The organism is Nocardia sp. NBC_01329 (assembly GCF_035956715.1).
Classification (GTDB): Bacteria; Actinomycetota; Actinomycetes; order Mycobacteriales; family Mycobacteriaceae; genus Nocardia.
Map to the genome: position 1 here is coordinate 1,291,531 of NZ_CP108381.1, position 19,478 is coordinate 1,311,008.

Annotated in this window: 17 protein-coding genes; all 17 read left to right on the forward strand. The window is 67.2% G+C overall.

Annotated elements, in window-relative coordinates; all coding sequences use genetic code 11:
• Positions 1–156: 156 nt before the first annotated feature.
• The 17 genes from OG405_RS06060 to OG405_RS06140 all read left to right on the forward strand — a co-directional run bounded on the left by OG405_RS06060 (position 157) and on the right by OG405_RS06140 (position 19,418).
• Positions 157–2,553 carry a RelA/SpoT family protein gene (locus tag OG405_RS06060; RefSeq protein WP_327150637.1) on the forward strand — a complete coding sequence of 799 codons (2,397 nt, stop codon included), beginning with the start codon at positions 157–159 and terminating at the stop codon, positions 2,551–2,553.
• A 294-nt stretch (positions 2,554–2,847) separates the two neighbouring features.
• Positions 2,848–4,494: a cutinase family protein gene (locus OG405_RS06065; RefSeq protein WP_327150638.1), complete on the forward strand. Its 1,647-nt coding sequence runs from the start codon at positions 2,848–2,850 to the stop codon at positions 4,492–4,494.
• 57 nt (positions 4,495–4,551) lie between these two features.
• Positions 4,552–5,484 (forward strand): hypothetical protein, encoded by a 933-nt coding sequence (locus OG405_RS06070; RefSeq protein WP_327150639.1) that lies wholly within the window; start codon positions 4,552–4,554, stop codon positions 5,482–5,484.
• 14 nt (positions 5,485–5,498) lie between these two features.
• Positions 5,499–6,365 (forward strand): MinD/ParA family ATP-binding protein, encoded by an 867-nt coding sequence (locus tag OG405_RS06075; protein ID WP_327150640.1) that lies wholly within the window; start codon positions 5,499–5,501, stop codon positions 6,363–6,365.
• Between the two features lie 64 nt (positions 6,366–6,429).
• Positions 6,430–7,095, forward strand: coding sequence for a hypothetical protein (locus OG405_RS06080; protein WP_327150641.1), 666 nt, complete (start codon positions 6,430–6,432; stop codon positions 7,093–7,095).
• Between the two features lie 96 nt (positions 7,096–7,191).
• On the forward strand, positions 7,192–7,491 hold the full coding sequence (locus tag OG405_RS06085) for a hypothetical protein (RefSeq protein ID WP_030521532.1): 300 nt from the start codon (positions 7,192–7,194) through the stop codon (positions 7,489–7,491).
• A 7-nt stretch (positions 7,492–7,498) separates the two neighbouring features.
• On the forward strand, positions 7,499–7,768 hold the full coding sequence (locus OG405_RS06090) for a hypothetical protein (protein ID WP_030521531.1): 270 nt from the start codon (positions 7,499–7,501) through the stop codon (positions 7,766–7,768).
• A gap of 31 nt (positions 7,769–7,799) precedes the next feature.
• Positions 7,800–8,450: a hypothetical protein gene (locus OG405_RS06095; RefSeq protein WP_327150642.1), complete on the forward strand. Its 651-nt coding sequence runs from the start codon at positions 7,800–7,802 to the stop codon at positions 8,448–8,450.
• Positions 8,447–9,256, forward strand: a complete 810-nt coding sequence (locus OG405_RS06100) for a hypothetical protein (protein ID WP_327150643.1) — start codon at positions 8,447–8,449, stop codon at positions 9,254–9,256. Before OG405_RS06095 ends, OG405_RS06100 begins: the two co-directional genes overlap by 4 nt.
• Positions 9,257–9,261: 5 nt before the next feature.
• Entirely contained in the window at positions 9,262–10,824 is a 1,563-nt protein-coding gene (locus OG405_RS06105; RefSeq protein WP_327150644.1) for a hypothetical protein, read from the forward strand.
• Positions 10,821–12,311, forward strand: coding sequence for an SCO6880 family protein (locus tag OG405_RS06110; protein ID WP_327150645.1), 1,491 nt, complete (start codon positions 10,821–10,823; stop codon positions 12,309–12,311). The genes OG405_RS06105 and OG405_RS06110 overlap by 4 nt, the downstream gene beginning before the upstream one ends.
• A gap of 7 nt (positions 12,312–12,318) precedes the next feature.
• Entirely contained in the window at positions 12,319–14,367 is a 2,049-nt protein-coding gene (locus OG405_RS06115) for a hypothetical protein (RefSeq protein WP_327150646.1), read from the forward strand.
• Complete coding sequence (locus OG405_RS06120; protein WP_327150647.1) at positions 14,364–14,672, forward strand: transposase; 309 nt, start codon at positions 14,364–14,366, stop codon at positions 14,670–14,672. Before OG405_RS06115 ends, OG405_RS06120 begins: the two co-directional genes overlap by 4 nt.
• 16 nt (positions 14,673–14,688) lie before the next feature.
• Positions 14,689–16,365: a peptidoglycan DD-metalloendopeptidase family protein gene (locus OG405_RS06125; protein ID WP_327150648.1), complete on the forward strand. Its 1,677-nt coding sequence runs from the start codon at positions 14,689–14,691 to the stop codon at positions 16,363–16,365.
• An 89-nt stretch (positions 16,366–16,454) separates the two neighbouring features.
• Positions 16,455–16,967, forward strand: a complete 513-nt coding sequence (locus tag OG405_RS06130) for a hypothetical protein (RefSeq protein WP_327150649.1) — start codon at positions 16,455–16,457, stop codon at positions 16,965–16,967.
• A gap of 28 nt (positions 16,968–16,995) precedes the next feature.
• Positions 16,996–18,957, forward strand: coding sequence for a type IV secretory system conjugative DNA transfer family protein (locus OG405_RS06135; protein WP_327150650.1), 1,962 nt, complete (start codon positions 16,996–16,998; stop codon positions 18,955–18,957).
• The gene (locus OG405_RS06140; protein ID WP_327150651.1) at positions 18,954–19,418 is read left to right on the forward strand and encodes a DUF4913 domain-containing protein; all 465 of its coding nucleotides are present in this window, start codon (positions 18,954–18,956) and stop codon (positions 19,416–19,418) included. The genes OG405_RS06135 and OG405_RS06140 overlap by 4 nt, the downstream gene beginning before the upstream one ends.
• The last annotated feature ends 60 nt before the right edge of the window (positions 19,419–19,478 follow it).

Here is a 19,478-nt window from a genome sequence, read left to right on the forward strand (position 1 = left end):
GGAACGTGGGAGGGTGGTGGCGCGTTCTACCGGGTGATCCGGCATATCGAGACATGTCGATGGTGTTGCGGTGGGGGTTTCCCACCGTGCTGTGGGGGTTAAAGTTGGTGGTCTGGAACGTTGCGGTGATCGGCCGCGGCACGGAGAGGTGGTGGCATGACTCAGCATCTGGGCGAGGCGAATGTCGAGCAGACGTCCGGCTCGCAGTCGAAAGGTGCCGCCACCTCCGCCTCTGCCGCCGGTTCGCGCCCGGAGACCGCGCCCGAATCCGACGGTGTCCGCGCTTCCGGAGCGGTGCCGAGTTCGGCCTCGCGGCGGGTACGTGCCCGGCTGGCCCGGCGGATGACCGGTCAGCGCGGTATCCCCGCGGTGAAGCCGGTGCTCGAACCCCTGGCCACGGTGCACCGCGAGCTGTATCCGAAGGCCAATCTCACCCAGTTGCAGCGTGCGTTCGACGTCGCCGACGAGCGGCACGCGACCCAGTTCCGGAAATCCGGTGACCCATACATCACCCATCCGCTGGCGGTCGCGAACATCCTCGCCGAACTGGGGATGGATACCACCACCCTGGTCGCGGCCCTACTGCACGACACCGTGGAAGACACCGGGTACTCGCTGGAGCAACTGACCACCGATTTCGGTTCCGAGGTCGCCCACCTGGTCGACGGTGTCACCAAGCTGGACAAGGTCAATCTGGGCGCGGCCGCCGAGGCCGAGACGATCCGTAAGATGATCATCGCGATGGCCCGTGACCCGCGTGTCCTGGTGATCAAGGTGGCCGACCGGCTGCACAATATGCGGACCATGCGGTTCCTGCCCCCGGAGAAGCAGGCCAAGAAGGCGCGCGAAACCCTCGAGGTGATCGCGCCGCTGGCACACCGGCTGGGTATGGCCACCGTCAAATGGGAGCTCGAGGATCTCGCGTTCGCGATCCTGCATCCCAAGAAGTACGACGAGATCGTTCGCCTGGTTGCCGACCGTGCGCCGTCACGTGACACTTATTTGGCAAAGGTGCGCGCGGAAATCGTCAACACCCTCGCGGCGTCCCGAATCCCCGCCACTGTCGAAGGCCGTCCCAAGCACTACTGGTCGATCTATCAGAAGATGATCGTGAAGGGGAAGGATTTCGACGATATCCACGATCTGGTGGGTATCCGGATCCTGTGCGACGAGGTGCGTGACTGCTACGCCGCGGTCGGTGTGGTGCATTCGCTGTGGCAGCCGATGGCGGGGCGGTTCAAGGACTACATCGCCCAGCCCCGCTACGGCGTCTATCAGTCGCTGCACACCACCGTGGTCGGCCCGGACGGTAAACCGCTCGAGGTACAGATACGCACCCACGATATGCACCGGACCGCCGAGTTCGGCATCGCCGCGCACTGGCGCTACAAGGAGACCAAGGGCCGCCACTCCGGAGACGCCGCCGAGGTCGACGATATGGCCTGGATGCGGCAGCTGCTCGACTGGCAACGGGAGGCCGCCGACCCTGCCGAGTTCCTGGAATCGCTGCGGTTCGACCTCAAGGCGCCGGAGATCTTCGTCTTCACGCCCAAGGGCGATGTGATCACGTTGCCGCAGAAATCGACGCCGGTGGATTTCGCCTATGCGGTGCACACCGAGGTCGGGCACAAATGCATCGGCGCCCGGGTCAACGGGCGGTTGGTCGCACTGGAACGCCAGTTGGAGAACGGGGAGGTCGTCGAGGTCTTCACCTCGAAGGCGCCCAACGCCGGGCCCAGTCGCGACTGGCAGACATTCGTCGTTTCGCCGCGCGCCAAGGCCAAGATCAGGCAGTGGTTCGCCAAAGAACGTCGCGAAGAGGCGCTGGAGAGCGGTAAGGAGCAGATCAACAAGGAGGTTCGCCGGGTCGGGCTGCCGCTGCAGCGTCTGATGAGCGTCGACGCCATGAACGCCGTCGCCCACGAACTGCACTACGGCGATATCTCCACCCTCTACACCGCGGTGGGGGAGCATCAGGTTTCCGCGCACCATGTGGTGCAGCGGTTGATGGCCCAGCTGGGCGGTATCGGCGACGTCGAGAACGAACTCGCCGAACGCTCCACACCGTCCACCACGCCGTCGCGGCAGCGGCTCACCGGCGATGCCGGCGTACTGATCCCGGGCGCCGAGGGCACCGTCGCGAAACTGGCCAAATGCTGCACTCCGGTCCCGGGCGACGAGATCTTGGGCTTCGTGACCCGCGGCGGGTCGGTCAGCGTGCACCGCGTCGACTGCACCAACGCCGATTCGCTACAGACGCAGTCCGAACGCATCATCGAGGTGGAGTGGGCGCCGTCACCGCATTCGGTGTTCCTGGTGGCCATCCAGATCGAGGCTCTCGACCGTGCGCGCCTGCTTTCCGATGTCACCAAGGTTCTCGCCGACGAGAAGGTCAACATACTGTCGGCTTCGGTGGCCACCCACGGCGACCGGGTCGCCATCAGTAAGTTCACCTTCGAGATGGGCGATCCGAAGCATCTCGGACATTTGCTGAATGTTGTCCGCAATGTCGAGGGTGTCTACGACGTGTACCGGGTGACCTCCGCCGCCTGAGCGGCCCTCCGCGTTCGCTCCGGCCCTGCGCGGGTCGCGGACGGACTGCACCCGACGGCTTCGAGCGGGTGTTTCGGGGTCTTGGCAGCCGGATCGGGTCCGCCGAAAATCTATAACGTTCGGGCCTCGACGCGCCGCGTCGTATACGGCCGGGTCAGGCGGGCCGCGTAAACTCTCCGCCGCTTCAGCGGTCATAGCCGGAATCTGTTACCGTTTACTGCGTTTCGTCGCGCTCGGTAACTGCGGTAGAACTGATTGCGGGTCGCTATGGCTGGATGCACAAGATTCTCGGGGATGCTGATCGCACTCACCGTCGCTGTGGCGACGGCGACAGCAGGCACAGTCGCCGCTCCCGCATACGCTCAACCGGCCGGCCCGTCGGGCCCGTCGACCGAGCTCGCGGTGACGTCGTGTCCGGCACTGTACGCGTTGGGGATTCAGGGCACCGGTGAATCCTCGCCGGATGCCGCGCCGACGACCGATACCGGCATGTTGTCCACCGTCTTCCGTCCGCTCATGGCAGCGGCGCCGGAGCAGGGGCTGGTGGAACGTGCCTATGTGCCCTACGAATCCAGTTTCGGCGGGGTCGACGGCGGTAGCGCCACACCGTATTCGGATTCGGTGAAGGGCGGCCTGATCCGGCTGCGCAGTATGGCGAACTCGGTGGCGCAGCGCTGCCCCGAGACCCGCTTCGCGATCGTCGGCTATTCGCAGGGCGCGCATGTGGCCTCGGTGTTCGCACAGGAGGTCGGTCGCGGGCAGGGTACTCTGGCGGCCGAAAAGGTTGCCGCCGTAGCGCTGATCGGTGATCCTACTCGTAATACGGGCGCACCCCTGTTCCCCGGCTCCCCCGGGAAGGCGAACCCCGACCCCGCGCCCGGTACCGAAGGAGCGGAGATCGGGCATATCGCGGCGCTGAACCAGACGCCCGCCGCCGGTGGCGGTATCGCCCCGGACCGCGATACCGCGGAGAATTTCGGTGCGCTCACCGGCCGGGTGGCCAGCTTCTGTGCCGCGGGCGATCTCGCCTGCGACGCGCCCGAGGGCGCCCCGATCCTCAAGGCGGTCGCCGGTGTCGTCGGGCAGATGAAGCTCAGCGGCGGCGATCCGATCGCCTCACTCACCTCGATCGCGCAGGCGCTCGCCTTCACCTCGATAAAAACTGCCACCAAGGTGGTCAACGAGGACGTCCAGGGCACCTCGCTCGCGACACTGAACATCTCGCCGAAGAAGTCGATCTCCGAACGGCTGGCCGACGCGGCCGATCCGCGGACTCCGCTGGATATCCCGGGTGCCATGCGAGCATTGCTCAAAGTGGGCATGATCGGGTTGAACGCGGTGGTCACGGTGGTGCGGACGGTGCTGAACCCCACGGCGATCGCCGAACTGGCCACCGCCGGCCTGGCGAACCCGCCGGCGGCACTGCTGATGCTGGGAGTCAAACTGCTCGGGGCGATTCCGCAGCTCGTACCGCCGACCACCGGTATTCGGCTGGTGAGTCAGGCTTTCGATGCGGTGATCGACAACATCACCGATAACCACGCCCTGCTCGATACCACCACCTGGGTGCGGTACTGGGACACCATCCAGCGGCATCAGGCCTATGGCAATGCGGCCATTTCGGCCACCGGCGAAGCGCCCACCCGCTTCATCGCCGACTGGTTCGCCGCCGCGGCGCGGGATCTCGCCGCAGTCCACGGTAGTGGCAACGAACCCATGTCCGAAAAGGCAGCGCCGCAGGTCGGGAGCACTCCGAACGGCGGAATGCCCGCTCCGAACGGATTCTCAGGTTCCGACCCCGGCGCGTCGCTCCCACCCACCCCCTCCGGTACGGGACAATTCCCTTTTGGGACAGGAGTGAACAATGGTGCCTCGGAAGGCCCGGCGGCTACGACTCCCGCTCCCCGCACAACCGAAACCGACTCGTTCTCCGTGAACTGATCGCCGAGAGGGATCGATGATGCCAGATCACGTGCCCGGCGCCACGGGAATGGGGGAATGTTGAAGTCCTACAAAAAGCTCGATCGATGGTACGGTCCGCTGGAGCCCGAAGGGGCGCGCGACACGGACGTGTCGGCACACGCACCCGAATCCGGTGGCGAGGACATGCCAGGGGCCGACGACGGCCCCGCGAGGTACCCCGACTACATCGCCGAGGCCGGCAGCGCTTCCGCACGGCCGTACCTCGCGCCCGCCGAACTGTCCGGTCGTCGCACCGAATTCACCGGCGGCTGGTCGGACTGGGTGGACGCGCCCGTCGACGACCGGGACGCGGACCTGGTGCAGTTTCCCTGGACCGATTCCGACGACGAACTCGCCGAACCTGCCCGGATCGGCCGCACTCCGGCCCGGCTCCGCGATGCCGCACCCGATCAAGCCGCCCACCGGCGCCGTACCGCCGGTGTCCTGCTCGCGGCCGTGGTGCTGCTCGGTATCGCCGCGGCCGTGGTCCTGTATCTGCTGGCACCGGGTACGTCCGGGGCCGCCGGTCCCGGTACAGCTCCCGACAGGGGCTCCGGACTGCGGTTCGCCGCAGGTAGTGCCGGTGCCGATCCCGCCGCCCCGACATGTCCGGCCGAACAGACCGCTCAGGTGGCGCGCGGCGCAGGCGCCGGCGGGACGAATTCCGGGCCCGAGGCCATCCTTCGTTTCCAATACGCCTACTACGTGAAGCGTTCCGGCGCCGAAGCCCACTCGGCGGTCGCGCCCGGCGCCCCGGTGTCCGCCCCCGAGACCATCCAGGCGGGTATCGACACCGTCTCACCCGGTACTGCGCACTGCGTACGGATCGTGACCGTGGCCGACGACCGGTACACGGTCGAGGTCACCGAGTTCCGGCCCGGTGGCGAACCCGCCGTCTACAGCAGGCAAACGGTCACCACCGCGGTGATCGACGGCCGCACCCTCATCACGGGTATCACGGCCGGATAGAGGAGAGTGCAGCGATGGGAGAGGATTGGAGCCGCTGGCTCGATACCGCACCGGATTCGGCGGCGGACGAGACCGGCGGAGACCGGAAGGCGCGAGTGGTGCGGTTGCCGGGCGGAGCCCGGACCCGTGTCGCCGGTGAGCCCCGGCCGATCCTGGTGGTAGGCGGTTGCGGCGGAGCCGGAACCACGACCACCACACTGGGGCTGGCCGGTGAACTCGGTCTCGGCGGCGCCGCCACGATCGCGGTGGACGCCACTCCGGCCGGGGGTGATCTCGCGCTGCGCGGCGCCGACGAGCATCTGCATCCGATCAGCATGCAGCAGTGGCTGTACGGCCGGGGTGACGACGAACCGGCTCCGTTGAAGGAATGTATGTCCCGGGCGACCTCCGGTATCGGTCTGCTGTGGCGCGACGCCGCGCCGCTGCGACGCCGCGCGAGCTATCTCACCGTGGCCCGCGCAGTGGACCAGGCCGGGTACACCGGCGTTTACGACGGTGGGAGTCCGATCGCGAGCCGGCAGTTGCGACCGTTGCTCGACGATGCGGATGTCGCACTGGTCCTGACCATCCCGGCACGTGTGGATGCGGCGAACCGGCTGCGGGTGACCCTCGAATGGCTCGACGACGAATACGGCGATTCGTCGGAGCCGATGGGCGGCGGCATCGTCGGCGACACCACGATCGTGGTCTCCCATCAGCAGCGCGGCGCGGATTCTCGGGTAGCCGACCATTTGCGGGAGCATCTTTCGGGCTGGGTCCGCGATATAGTCGAGGTGCCCTACGATCCCCATCTGGCGCGTGGTGAACTGGTCCGCCACATCGCACTCGCCGATGAGACCCGGCAGACCTACGAGCGCCTACTCGCCGGGATGGCCTCATGATGCGATACCTCCGCCTGCGCTGCGGCCTCCGCGGATTGCATGCTGCGCTCTGGAGGGAGGCATCATGTCACTTGCTATGAATCTTCCTCGCCGACCCGACCGTAACGCTGTTGCCGGAGTGGTACCGCCGCCGGAATCGCGCCGTGCCGCAGTGTGGGACCGTCCTGTTCCCGGTGCCGGTCGCGCGCCGCTGGTATGGCTGCTGGGTGTCCACGGTGGCGCCGGCGCGAGTTCGCTCGCCCATATACTGGCGCCCGCCGCGGATTCCGGCCGGCGGTGGCCCGGTGTCTTCGACCGTGAATCACCGTTCGTCGTGCTGGTGGCGCGGGAGACCATCGCGGGGCTGACCCATGCACACGATCTGCTGCGCCAGCACCATTCCGGATTCGCCGGGCCCAGCCAGGTTCTCGGCCTCGTCACGGTGGCGGCGCGACCGGGCCGGATGGCGCCCGAGATCCGCCGTTACCGCGAGGTGGTCGCCTCGTTGGCCGGGCAGGTGTGGCAGGTGCCCTGGTACGAGGAGTGGACGCTGGTAGAACCGGAGAAGTTACCGGTGTGGACGCCTGGGGTCGCGACCTCGGTGCAGCGCCGCCGCCGGATCGACCCACTCGACGAGGTCCCGCTCGATATCAGGGAGCTCGGTTCGGAGATCGTCGCGGCCGCCCGGGCCGCGCTGGAGGAATCGGAGGCCGCCCCCACTCGGGGCCGATCGAGATTCGTAGAGGAGTGATGCCGTGATCGCCGCCGTCGAGCATGTACCCCCTTTCGTGCTCCCCGCGCTCGCGCGGACCGAATGTTGCACCTCAGCTATCGAGAAAGGCACCCGATGAGCACCGTACTTCTTGCGGTTCACCAGGTCTACGACACCGTTGTTGTGGCCCAGGTGGGCAATCCGACGCCTGAGGCCCCGCCCGGATCGGAGAAGATCCTGCAGCTGGTGCGATATCTCACCTGGTTCGTGCTGCTTTCCGGGATCTGCGGCATCATCTACGCGGGTGGCAAGTTCGCGTGGGAGAAATGGACCGGTGGCGGGCTGGAGTCCCCGAAGATGGTGGCCGGGGCGATGATCGGCGGCGTGGTCGCGACCAGTGCCGGGACCATCATGAACGCTGTCATCGGAACGTGAGGTTGTGATGGATCTGGTCGGGGCGGCCGGTGTTCTTGCGTACAAGCAGATGCCGGCCGAGGTGTTGGAACCGTTGATGCAGTTGCTGAACTGGTTGCTGTGGTTCGTCCTCATGGGCTGTCTGGCGTGGATGATCGTCTCGGCCGGGAAACTGTGGCTGACCTTCAAAGGTGATCTGGCGATGAACGACGCCTCACACGGCGTACTCATGAGTTTGCTCGGCGCGATCGTGGCCAGCGGTGCCTCTGGTATCGCCCTGGCATTCCTGCCCGGATGATCCGGGGCGAGGCGAGGAGAACGACCTGCGCATGAATTCGACCGTGATTCCGGCTGCGCGCCGGACCGGCCGGCCGTCTGCCCGCTGGGCTGCCCGACTGCTGTCCGCGGCACTGCTGACCGGCGCCGCGGGCTGTGGCGGTGGGGAGGCCGCGGCGCCGCCCGACCTTTCCGCACCGCCGACGAATGTGCGTTGGCTGCCGTTCCAAGGCGTATCGTTACCCCATACCGATCAAGGTCCGACAGCGGAAACAGACGGTGCTGCAACAGGTTTCGAGCACACACCGACCGGCGCCGGAGTGGCCGCAGTGGTGCATGCCGTGCGCCTGTCGATCGCCGATGACGGCCAGTGGTCGAATATCGCCGCCCGGGAAGTGGTTCCGGGGCCGGCCAAGGATGAATGGGCGGTGAACCGAGTGCAGCTGTCCATCAGTGGGCCCGCGGATCCGGTCTACGCGCCGCGCATGCTGGGGTACCGCATCACCGAGTACAGCGACCAGCGCGCGGTGGTGGATGTGTATACCGAGTACTCGGACAGTTCGAAGGCGGTGAACCACACGATTGTGGAGTGGTTCGCGCAGGATTGGAGGTTACGGCTGCCGGATCCGCAATCGACCACGCGACCGATCGACCCGATATCCGAATTGCCGAGTGAGACAGTGAAATTGGAGGCGCCGAAATGAGCGGGAAGGAGACCTACCAGCGTGACCGTGTCTCCTTCGGCGTCATTGCGTCCGCGGCGGTACTGGCGCTGATCGTCGTGGTCGGTGTCGTCATGTGGACGGGCCGGGACGACGAGCCCGCATCGGCACCGGCGCCGCCCCCGGCGGCGGTGGGCGAGGGATTCGCTGATCCGGACCTGGATGTGTTCAACCGGCGCATCGATATCCCGAACAACCCGGCGGGTCAGGTCCTCCCGCAGGATCCGTCCCCGCAGCGAAAACCGACGGACCCGGATTGGCTGACCGCTGCCCCGAAGGGCACCACCGATCCCCGCGGCTGGCAGCGGGTGTACGGAGCCTCGGTGCCCTTCTCGAACTCCGATGGACCGCTGCGGATCGAGGACGGCCTGGCGGTGGGGTATTCCCATACTCCACAGGGCGCCGCGCTGGCCGCGGCCCAGATCACCTACCGGCTCAACGCCCGGCCGGCGGACCGTGATCTCTACGTTCGGCAGGTACGTGTCTCGGCGCAGCAGATCGCGGCCTACGACCAAGCCCTGGAAGCTGATCGGCTGCCCGAACAGCAGCCCGAATCGGTGACCCGGTATCTGGTCGCGTCCGATGCGTTCAAGATCGACGATTACGCGGACGATATGGCGATCGTGCGGTTGGCGCTGCGTGCTCCGGCGCTCGACGCGAAGCCGATATGGGTGACATTGCGGCTGATCATGGTGTGGGACGCGGGGGATTGGCGGCTCAAGCCGACCACCTCGCCGAACACACAGACCGAGTATGTCGAATCGCTCGAGGGGTGGACTCGATGGTGATTCCGATGTTGGGACGAAATGTGGATGCTCAGGTAGTGCGCGAAGACAGCCCGTCCGAGCGCGGGGAGCGAACCCCCGCGGTATCGCACCGGGTATCACTGGCCAGACGGCTCGTCACGATCCTCGCGGTGATCTTCACCGTGAGTATGGCGACACCGGTGGTGGCCTACGGTGAGCCCTACGGGTGGGACCAGACCTGTAACGAGATACACGACGCGCTGGACGATCTGGGCATTCCCGGAATATCGCTCGGGGACGCCGTGTCCGCGGTGTGCAAGGCCGGTAACGCCGGTGCGCATCCGGGCGAAGCGGCCGCCGCGGTCAAGGACAAGGCGTGGGATTCGACCTTCGGTAAAGTGGTCGATTCACTGATGAACGGACTCGGTGAGGCCATCATCCTGGCGCTGACCTTCTGGATGAAGGTGCCCAACGAGGTGGCCAGCGATTCCGGTTCGCTCTTCACCAAGATCAACGATTACACATATCAGATACAGATTCTGCTGCTCATGGCCTCCATCATCATCACCGGTCTGAGATTGGCCGAATCCAGACGCGGCGGCGCCATGCAGGAGGCGGCGGAATCGTTCCGCATGTTCACCCGGGTCGTGTTCAGTTCATGGATGCTGGGTGCGGTGATCGTGGCCGGAACGGTGGCCTCCGACCGCTTCGCCGAATGGATCATCCAGGACTCCACCGACGGCAACGCCCGTAACATGGCCGAGCTCATGGTGAAAACCAGTAAATTGCAGGCTTTCTCGCCTGGCCTGGTGCTCATCATCGCGATCGTCGGACTGCTCGGCGCATTGGCTCAGATCGTGCTGGCCATCGTCCGGCAGGGGCTGCTGGTGATCGCCGCCGGTGTCCTGCCTCTGGCAGCCGCGGCATCCGGAATGAGTACCGGAAAACAGTCGTATCAGAAACTGGTCGGCTGGATCATCGCCTTCATGCTGTGGAAACCGGTCGCGGCGATCGTCTACATGATCGCGTTCACCACTGCTGGACACGTGGACGAGATGACCCCGGCGGGCGGACTGCCCGAGGCCGAGGAAGCCCAGCGCATGCTGGTTGCGATCGTGCTGCTGTGCAGTGTCGCGTTCGTCCTGCCGGCGCTGATGCGGCTGGTCACGCCGGCGGTCGCCATCGTCGGCAGTGGCGGCTCGGGTCTCACCGCCACCGGCGGAACCCTGATCGCGGCAGCCGGTCTGGGTGCCATGGGTACCAAGGCGGTCGGTGCGAAGGGCGCGGCCGCGCCGGGCCGGGCCGGATACGTCGGCGGTGCCGCGGGACCCCCGCCCCCCGGCGGCGGCCGCGGTGGCGGCGCCCCACGTCCGATGCCGCCACCACGTGGTGGCGGCGGTGGTGGCGCCCCGGCCGGGGGACAGGGACCGCGCTCGAGCGGATCCACCGGCGGTGTACCGTCCGGTGCGTCCCGCGTGGCGAACAGGGTCGGCGCCGCCCGCTCCGCGACCACCGGGATGACCCGCGCGGACCAGGCCATGGGTGACGTCGCGGGTGACCGCTGGACCAACCGTTCCCCCGACCTCGGTAGGAGCACCATCCCGCGATGACCAGCACCGAAACCTACGAACGCCGCTCCTACGGTCTGTGGCAGAAGCCGCGCAGCGCCGGTCTTTTCGGGCTGCGCTGGGAAGAGACCGTGCTCGGGTTCGCTGTGGTGATCACCGCGCTGCTCACCGCCATGATCGGCGGTTTCCAGTGGGGTGCCGTCGTGGGCGGCTTGGGTGTGGTGATCATGGCGCCGCTGGTCATGCGCCGCGGCGGGCGTTCGGGCTACGAGACGGGATTGATGATGTTCCACTGGATGCGTTCGCGTAACCGCGGTGAGCACGTGTACCGCGGCGGTCGTTTCTCCCGGGTACCGGGCGGGTTCACCCGGCTGCCGGGGCTGCTCGCCCCGTCGAGGCTGTACGAGGGGATCGATGCCGGTGGCTACAGCTTCGGAATGATCCACCTACCGCAGTTCGCGCAGTACACGGTGGTGCTACGGGCGTGGCCGCAGGGGCACGAGGCGGTGGACCAGCCGGTGATCGATCGCTGGGTTTCGGCCTGGGGCACCTTCCTCGCCTCGGTCGGCCAGACCAGCGATATCGTCGCCGTGGTTCCGGTGATCGACACTGTCCCGGAAACCGGGAACCGGCTGCTCACCGAGGTTTCCACGATCACCCGCCCGGAGGCGCCGGATCTGGCACAGCAGGTGATGTACGAGCTTGCCACCGAATTGCCGCAGGAGCGGGTGCAACTGCTGCCCCGGGTCTCGATCACCTTCAAGGCCACCACCGCCGAACGCCGCAAGAACCCGGCGGAGGAGGCGGTCGAGATCGGGCGCCGCCTGCCGGGCATCTGCGCCGCGCTCGCCGAAGCCGGAGTCCGGGCACAGCCGATGTCGGCCGACGAGGTGATCTCGTTCATCCGACGCAGCTACGATCCGGCCTCGCAGGCCGATCTCGAAGTGGCGGCGGGCGAGCCGGAGGGACACGGTCTGGACTGGGCCGACGCCGGACCGGTATCGCACGACGAGAAATGGGATCACCTCATCCACGACGGTGGCCGGTCGGTGACCTGGGAAATGGATACCGCGCCCGAGGGCGCGGTCGACGAGCGGGTGCTGCAGCGGCTGCTGGCTCCGAACCCGGAGGTACCGCGGAAACGGATCGCCATCGTGTACCGGCCGCATTCGGCGGCCGACGCGGCCGAGATCGTCGACGACGATTTCAAGAACGCCCTGGTCGCCCAGCAGAGCGAACGCGGCGTGGTGTCGGCCTCGGCGACCCTGCGGGTCGGCGCGACCCAGCAGGCGCGTGAAGAACAGGCGCGCGGCCACGGCGTCACCCGGTTCGGCGCCCTGGTCACTATTACCGAGCCGAGCCGCGGTGACCTGCCGCGGATCGAGGCGATCACCCGTGACCTGTCCACACAGGCCCGGCTGAAGATTCGACGCTGCTACCGCTACCAGGCGGCGGCCTTCGCCGCATCGCTCGGCTGCGGGGTGATCCTGCCCGAGCACGCGACCATTCCCAAAGCATTGGCAGGGTGAACGACTGATGGCACGCGAGCACGAGCCACCCGTACGGGAGCGCAACAGAACCCGGGTCGCCCCCGGCGACCGGGCCCATACGGGTAGGGAAGACGACCGGCGCGCACGGGGCGACCGGGACGGGCAACGCGCGTCCGGCACCGCCGAGCGGCGGGATACCGAACGCTCGCGCGCCGACCGGCGGACCCGCACCGCGCGCGACGGTGATCCGGGCGGCCGGGATCGGACTCGGCGCACCCGGGTGGACACCACCGCCGATCGGGCGATGGGGACACCGGAATTCGACAAGGCGGCTCGCCGGGCGAAGGTGCGCGCCGAGAAGCGCAGGCGATCGGGCCCGGAACTACTGGACGCGGCCACCCGCTCCCGGTTGGAGGAAGTGAGCCGGGAAGGCGCGGGTATCCGCGCGGCCTGGGCCACCTTCCGGGTCCGGACCGACGATATCCGCCGCCGTAACTACGCTGCCCGTGCCGAACAGGAATATCAGGACGGATTCGACCGGCAGACTGCCCAATTGACCGAACGTGGGTTCGCCGGGGCCGGCGGCGGCCGGATGAACGTGGTGGGTCGGCCCGTCGAGTATCGTGCCACCACCGCGCAGGTCGCTGGACTGTGGCCGTGGTCGGTGGGCGCCGGCGCTCCGCTGATCGGTACTCCGCTCGGTTCCCATCTGCATACCGGATCTCCGGTCTGCTTCGATCCGATGAACTGGTTCATGCGCGGTAGTTTCATCACCGCGCCGAGCCTTTTCGTGCTGGGGCTCAACGGTTTCGGTAAGTCGTCGCTGGTGCGGCGGATCGTGCTCGGCGGGGTCGCGCAGAACATCACCCCGCTGATCCTCGCCGATGTGAAACCCGACTACCGGCGGCTGGTGGAACTGGTCGGTGGCCAGGTGATCGACCTCGGCTACGGACACGGCAAACTCAATCCGCTCGCTGGTGGTGTACTCGGCGAGATCGTGCCGCGCCTGGCGGAGCACCCCGATTTGCAGCGTCAGGTGCTGCAGGATCTGCGAGCCCGACAGGTCACGCTGATCGCCGGTCTGGTTGAACTTGTGCGCGGGGCGCGGGTCCGCGACTACGAGGAGACGCTGATCGCCACGGCACTGCGCATCCTGTACCGGCCGGGCAGCGGTTACACCCCGGATCAGCCGCCGATCATGGAGAACCTGCTGGAGGTCATCGTCGCCGGGGGCGAGGAGATGATGCTCGACGCCGGTGCCGACAGTCCCACCGAGTACCACGAGGCGATCCGGGGTCTGCGGCGTTCGCTGCGCGCGCTCACCCAGGGCCCGTTCGGCGCGGTGTTCAACGGGCAGACGTCGGTACCGATCGATACCGATTCGGTCGCGGTGTGCATCGATGTCTCCCATATCCCCAACGGCGACAAGAAGCTCAAGGCTGCCGTGATGCTGGCCTGCTGGGCCGATGGATTCGCAGCCGTCGAGGCGGCACACACGCTCACCGACGCGGGAATGGCGCCACAGCGGTACTTCCAGGTCGTGATGGACGAGTTGTGGCAGGTGCTGGGCCTGGGCGATTTCATGGTCGACCGGGTCGACGAGCTGACCCGCCTGCAGCGCGGGATCGCGACCGCCCTGATCATGATCAGCCATACGATCAAGGATCTGCAGTCGCTGGGTTCGGAGGCGGCCATCGCCAAGGCTCTCGGGTTCCTGGAGCGGGCGCGTGCCAAGATCTTCGGTGCCCTGCCCGGCGAGGAGATCAAACGACTGGACAGCACCGTGCCGTTCACCGCTGCCGAAGAGGAGATGGTGACCAGTTGGTCTGCCCCGCAGGCCCTGACCGGTGAGGCACTCAAACCCGGCCAGTTGCGGCCGTCCCCGCCGGGTACCGGCAAGTTCCTGCTGAAAATCGGTGAGGATCGGCGGCCGGGCATTCCCTTCCATATGGAGTTCACCGCTGCCGAGAAACTCAGCGGGATCCACGACACCAACCAGCGCTTCGACGAATTCACCTCCTACCCGGGCCGCCACGCGGTCGAAAAGGCCGGGCCCCCGGAGAGCTCACAGCCGGTAGGCGGGAGCGATACATGATGCCGCATCGGTCCTATCGCCGGGTCTCGCCGGAGGTCCGGGCCGCCGCGGTGAAACAGGTCCAAGCTCTCACGGGCAAACTACGCAGCGAATCGGAGGCGTGCCGATTGGTCGCCGAACAGATCGGCGTGCACACCAATTCGGTGCGCAACTGGGTGCGGGCCGCAGAGGGGCCGAGCCTCGAGCGAATGGACGCGGCCGCGCTGCGCCGTAAGGTCGCCCTCCTCCAGCAGCAACTGGCGGCGGCCGCCGAGGTGAACCGCGCTCTGGCCGATACTCTCAACGACACCCGGCGCCACACGTGACCCCCACAGGAGCCCGGTGAACGCGAAATCGGTGCTGTGGACCTGCCTCGGCCTGGTACTCGGCCTGATGACGGTCATCCTCGTCATCGTGATGCCCGCTGTGGACGACCCCTGCGAGGGTGGTTCGGTGCTCGACTCCGGCCGGACGACACCGCCGCCGCTGGGCGGCTATCCCCCCGGTGATCCACGCGCCGCGGGCGAGACCGGAGTGCTCGGCGGTTCTACAGCCAATCCCACGCTGACCGCGACGCCGTCGCTGGCCGCCGGTGCGGGTCCGCTCGGTCGTAGCTGGCCGATGGCTGCCGGGACGTATTCGGTCTCCGATGTCTTCGGTTCCCGGGGCGGCGGGCACAAGGGAGTCGATCTTGCCGCACCCGACGGCACTCCGATCTTCTCGGTGTCCGACGGAGTCGTGGTGGCCGCCGGACCGGCATCGGGTTTCGGTAACTGGATCGTCGTCGATTCGACCGATCCGGGTAACGGGCGCGCGTACTCCGCGGTGTACGGACATATGTGGGACAGCGGGGTACTCGTGCGGGTCGGCGAGACCGTGCAGGCCGGACAACATATCGGCGCGGTCGGGTCGGCCGGGGAATCCAGCGGCCCGCACCTGCATTTCGAGATCGTGCCGGGCGGCCGTTTCACCGGCGGCCGGCAGATCGACCCGATGCCCTGGCTCGACGGTGCGCCCACCCCCGATCTGGGTGGCGCCCGCGCGTATTCGACCGACCCGGCATGCGTGCGTGGTTTCGGCACGGCGGGTGGGGCGCTGGCCGACGGGAAAGTGCCGCCGGAACTGGAGCTCTGGTACCGCCGGGCGGGGTCGCTGTGCCCTGAGGTGACGCCGTCGCTGCTGGCCGCCCAGGGCCGACAGGAATCCGGGTTCCGGCGTGGTCTCACCTCGCCGGCGGGGGCGCAGGGGCTCGCGCAGTTCCTCCCCGGCACAGCGGCGAGTATCAATCCCGACGATGGTCAGCCCTACGTCATCGATGTCGATGGCAACGGGGTGGCCAGCGTATGGGACGACGGCGACGCCATCGTGGGGCAGGGCCGATATATGTGCGCGATAGCTCACAAGATCACCGGCTGGATCGGTGAGGGTCGGGTTCAGGGTGATGCGGTCGCACTGACTCTGGCGGCCTACAACGCGGGCGAGGGCGCGGTGCTGGCGTCCGGTGGAATGCCGAACCAGTTTGCCGCGCACTACTCCGAGACCCAGCCCTACGTCACGAACATCCTGGCCATGGAAGCGGAATACCGCGATCCGGGAGCCACCGGGCGTTTTGCACCCGACGATGAAGGGTCGGCGGGTGATCAGGTGGTCCAGGCCGCGCACGAATGGCTCGGCACACCGTACGTCTGGGGCGGCGGCGGCCCGCAGGGGCCCAGCGGCGGTGGGCTCGACGGCCCCGGCCTGACCTCGGCGGCGGTGTTCGCGGCCTCCTCCGGCGCGGTATCCCTGCCGCGTACTGCCGAGCAGCAATGGGAAGCCGGGACCGAGGTACCGGTCGCTCGAATCCGGCCGGGGGATCTGGTGTTCAGTGAATTCGGTCCGCGCGGACCCGCGCGGGTCGGCATCTCTACCGGGAACGGGCAGATGATCCAGGCGGCGCCGGCCATGACCGCGGAGTCGCCCGGTGGTGTGACCGAAACCGTGGTACCCGGTGACGCCCGGGCGAGGAGGGTGCTGTGAACACGCGCGGATCGGCATCGTTTACGAGGTCCGGGCGGTTAGCCTGGAACGAGAAGACGAGTGCTGGTGCGGGACTGGTGGTGATGCTGATGCTGGCCATCACGGTACTGAGCGGATGCGGTGGCAGTAGCGAGGAGGCGGGATCGGGTGGCGCAGCGGCCACTTCGACCCCTCGGCGGCTCGAGGCCGTGCCCGCCCCGGACCCGGTGACTCCCGACGGAGTCGCGGTGGCGGCGCTGCGTGAGATCTATCGGTGGAACCCCGCCACCGAGGTACCGGGCGCCTCGTTGGAGCGGGCGCGGAAATGGCTGGGTCCCAGTCTGGTCCGGGTGTTGGATGTGTCGACGGCTGCCGTCGGCGCTCCGGCCGTGTCGCTGCAGTGGGGTGACTGGGCCGGCGCGGGTGCGCAGGTGGAGGCCTTCACGTTCGCCTCCGGTGATCGTCCGCCGGCCGGACCGGATCCCGACGTCCAGCAGTTCAAGATCGGAATCGAGCAGACCGTCGTCTACCCGGACGGCCGCGAGGAACCCCTGGCGCCGTCCACCGTTATCGCGACCGTCGTACGTACGCCCCAGGGCTGGCGTCTCGACGGCTACCGGTGACCCGGCAGGCATTATTCAGGAGGCAGGAATGGCGAAGAAGAAACCGCTGAAGGACCCGGCCGCGGTCGGGCCCGATCTGACCCTCATCGCGATCTACGTCGGCGGTGCCCTCCTGGGAACCATCTGGGTGGCCCTGCATCTGGGCAATATGCTCTCGCTGCAGAAGCAGGACATGCCGGTCAACCCGATCGACATCATGGCGGGGATGGTCAAAGGCGAGCTGCACTGGCCGACCGGCACCACAGTGATCCTGCTGCTCGTGCTGCTCGTGCTGGCTCTTTTCGTGCTGTTCCGGCGGCGGTCGGCCGCCAGACGCCTGGTGGGCCGGCTCGCTGTGGACGACAAGGCCGATGTGATGGGTAACGGCGGCGCGATCGCCGCACTCACCGAGGCCGGTGTCCGGGAGAAGGCCCAGCACATGGGTGTCGAGCTCGGTTACAACGACGCCCCCGGGGTGCCGATCGGGGTCGCGGTCGCCGACGGCACGATGCTGTACGGCTCCTATGAGGATCTGCATCTCGATATCTGGGGTCCGCGGCAGGGCAAATCGAGCTCACGGGTGATCCCGGCGATCCTCACCGCCATCGGCCCAGTTCTGGCCACCTCGAACAAACGCGACGTGGTGGACGCTACCCGCGATGTGCGGGAGGCCAAGGGCAGTCGTACGTTCGTCTTCGACCCGCAGGGCGTGGCCGCCGAAGATCCCACCTGGTTTTGGAATCCGCTGGCCTGGGTGGATGCGAACAGTGATGGCTGTGAGATGCGGGCCGCGCGCCTGGCCGGTCATTTCGCCGACAGCGACAGCGGTTCCGATTCCCGCAACGACGCCTTCTTCGATCCGGAGGCCGAGGATCTGCTGGCCGGACTTTTCCTGGCCGCCGCGATCGCACACAAGCCGATCACTCAGATCTGGGAATGGGTGACCGAACCACAGAACATCGAACCCATCAATTTCCTGCGCGAAGCGGGCCACGATTTCTCCGCCTCCGGCCTGGCCGCCCAGTACAACGCCGATCCTCGGACCCGAAGCGGTATCTTCGGTACCGCCAAGAAGATGGTGCGCTGCCTGAAACTGCGTAATGTGCACAAATGGGTCACCCCCCACAAAGAGGGGGTGGAGCTGCCGCGAATCCAGTTCGACGAACTGGAGTTCATCGAGAAGAACGGCACGCTCTACAGCCTCTCGCTGGAGGGCCGGGGTTCGGCGGCGCCACTGGTGAGCGCGCTCACCGAGGCCGTGATCGATGTGGCCATGCGTAAAGCGTCGCGTTCGGCCTTCGGTCGGTTGCCGATTCCGCTGCTGGCGGTGCTGGACGAGGCCGCGAACGTGGTCCGGTGGAAGGATCTGCCCAAGCAGTACAGTCACTTCGGCTCCCGCGGCATCGTCGTCATGACCGTGCTGCAGTCGTGGGCACAGGGTGCCCGGTGCTGGGGGGACGCCGGGATGAACGCCCTCTGGTCGGCCGCCAATATCAAAGTGCTGGGCAGCGGTGTCGACGACACCAACTTCCTGCGGGAGCGGTCGGAGGCCATCGGTGAGCATTCCGCCATCTCGGCCTCGGTATCGGAATCCAAGGGCGGTAAAAGCTATTCGCGTTCGCTGGGTTCCTCCAAGACCTTCACCGTGCAAGCCCTCGCGACACTGCCGCGCGGCCGGGCGATCGTGTTCTCCTCCGGCGCCCCACCGGTTCTGGTGCGTACGGTGCCCTGGTGGGAAGGCGAGTACTCGGCCGCGGTGAAGAAATCCATCGAACAGCACGATCCACAGCGCAAAACACTGGTCGCCGATCTCATCGGGTCCCCGGCGCTGATCAAAAAGCCACCCGCGGGGCAGCCCCCTACGGAGCCGGACCACGGTCCGGCAGGAGCCCCCACGGTGTTGGACAAGAAGCCGGCAGGCGCGTCCACGGAACCGGATGACGGTCCGGGCGGAACACACCCGGGCCCGGAGAACGGGCCGGGAGAGAGGCAGGAGGTTCGACCGCGGTGACCGATACCCCCGAACAGCAGCAGATACCGACCTACGAGAACGTGGTGGCGTTCGTCGAGGACTACCTCAGTGTCGTCTATCGTCGGCAGGTCAGCGATCTCAGCGATACCGTGTGGTGCCCCGAGTGGTGGAACCATACGGAGGCGATCGCACGACTGGACGCCATGTGGCGGGCTTGGGAGCACCTCCGGCAGGACGGTGCCACCGGGATGAGTGTGTGGTTCCTCGATCACGCCGACAGGCATATGGCCGTGCTGCTCGACCCGAAGGGCCCGTTCAAATACTGCAGCGTGCGCAACGGGCACAAGGATATGCTCATCCCGCTGCCTTTCAAGGCCGTGCCACACGGGATGTTCAGCAACCCCTCCGACGGTCCCGAGCCCGCCGAAGAAAACGGGCCGGACGAGGACCACAGGTCGGTCGAGGACCGCCGTTCGGTCGGTAGTGAAGCGCGGCACTGAAGCCGAATCCACGTCGATTACGGAGTATGCCCGTCCGGTCGGACGGGCATACTCCATAAT

Excerpts from the sequence above, each read along its gene's own strand:
- OG405_RS06090 (WP_030521531.1), top strand. The coding sequence starts at position 7,499 with ATGGATCTGGTCGGGGCGGCCGGTGTTCTTGCGTACAAGCAGATGCCG.
- OG405_RS06080 (WP_327150641.1), top strand. The coding sequence starts at position 6,430 with ATGTCACTTGCTATGAATCTTCCTCGCCGACCCGACCGTAACGCTGTT.
- OG405_RS06085 (WP_030521532.1), top strand. The coding sequence starts at position 7,192 with ATGAGCACCGTACTTCTTGCGGTTCACCAGGTCTACGACACCGTTGTT.
- OG405_RS06130 (WP_327150649.1), top strand. The coding sequence starts at position 16,455 with ATGCTGGCCATCACGGTACTGAGCGGATGCGGTGGCAGTAGCGAGGAG.
- OG405_RS06105 (WP_327150644.1), top strand. The coding sequence starts at position 9,262 with ATGTTGGGACGAAATGTGGATGCTCAGGTAGTGCGCGAAGACAGCCCG.
- OG405_RS06120 (WP_327150647.1), top strand. The coding sequence starts at position 14,364 with ATGATGCCGCATCGGTCCTATCGCCGGGTCTCGCCGGAGGTCCGGGCC.
- OG405_RS06065 (WP_327150638.1), top strand. The coding sequence starts at position 2,848 with ATGCTGATCGCACTCACCGTCGCTGTGGCGACGGCGACAGCAGGCACA.
- OG405_RS06095 (WP_327150642.1), top strand. The coding sequence starts at position 7,800 with ATGAATTCGACCGTGATTCCGGCTGCGCGCCGGACCGGCCGGCCGTCT.
- OG405_RS06135 (WP_327150650.1), top strand. The coding sequence starts at position 16,996 with ATGGCGAAGAAGAAACCGCTGAAGGACCCGGCCGCGGTCGGGCCCGAT.
- OG405_RS06110 (WP_327150645.1), top strand. The coding sequence starts at position 10,821 with ATGACCAGCACCGAAACCTACGAACGCCGCTCCTACGGTCTGTGGCAG.
- OG405_RS06060 (WP_327150637.1), top strand. The coding sequence starts at position 157 with ATGACTCAGCATCTGGGCGAGGCGAATGTCGAGCAGACGTCCGGCTCG.
- OG405_RS06070 (WP_327150639.1), top strand. The coding sequence starts at position 4,552 with ATGTTGAAGTCCTACAAAAAGCTCGATCGATGGTACGGTCCGCTGGAG.
- OG405_RS06075 (WP_327150640.1), top strand. The coding sequence starts at position 5,499 with ATGGGAGAGGATTGGAGCCGCTGGCTCGATACCGCACCGGATTCGGCG.
- OG405_RS06115 (WP_327150646.1), top strand. The coding sequence starts at position 12,319 with ATGGCACGCGAGCACGAGCCACCCGTACGGGAGCGCAACAGAACCCGG.
- OG405_RS06100 (WP_327150643.1), top strand. The coding sequence starts at position 8,447 with ATGAGCGGGAAGGAGACCTACCAGCGTGACCGTGTCTCCTTCGGCGTC.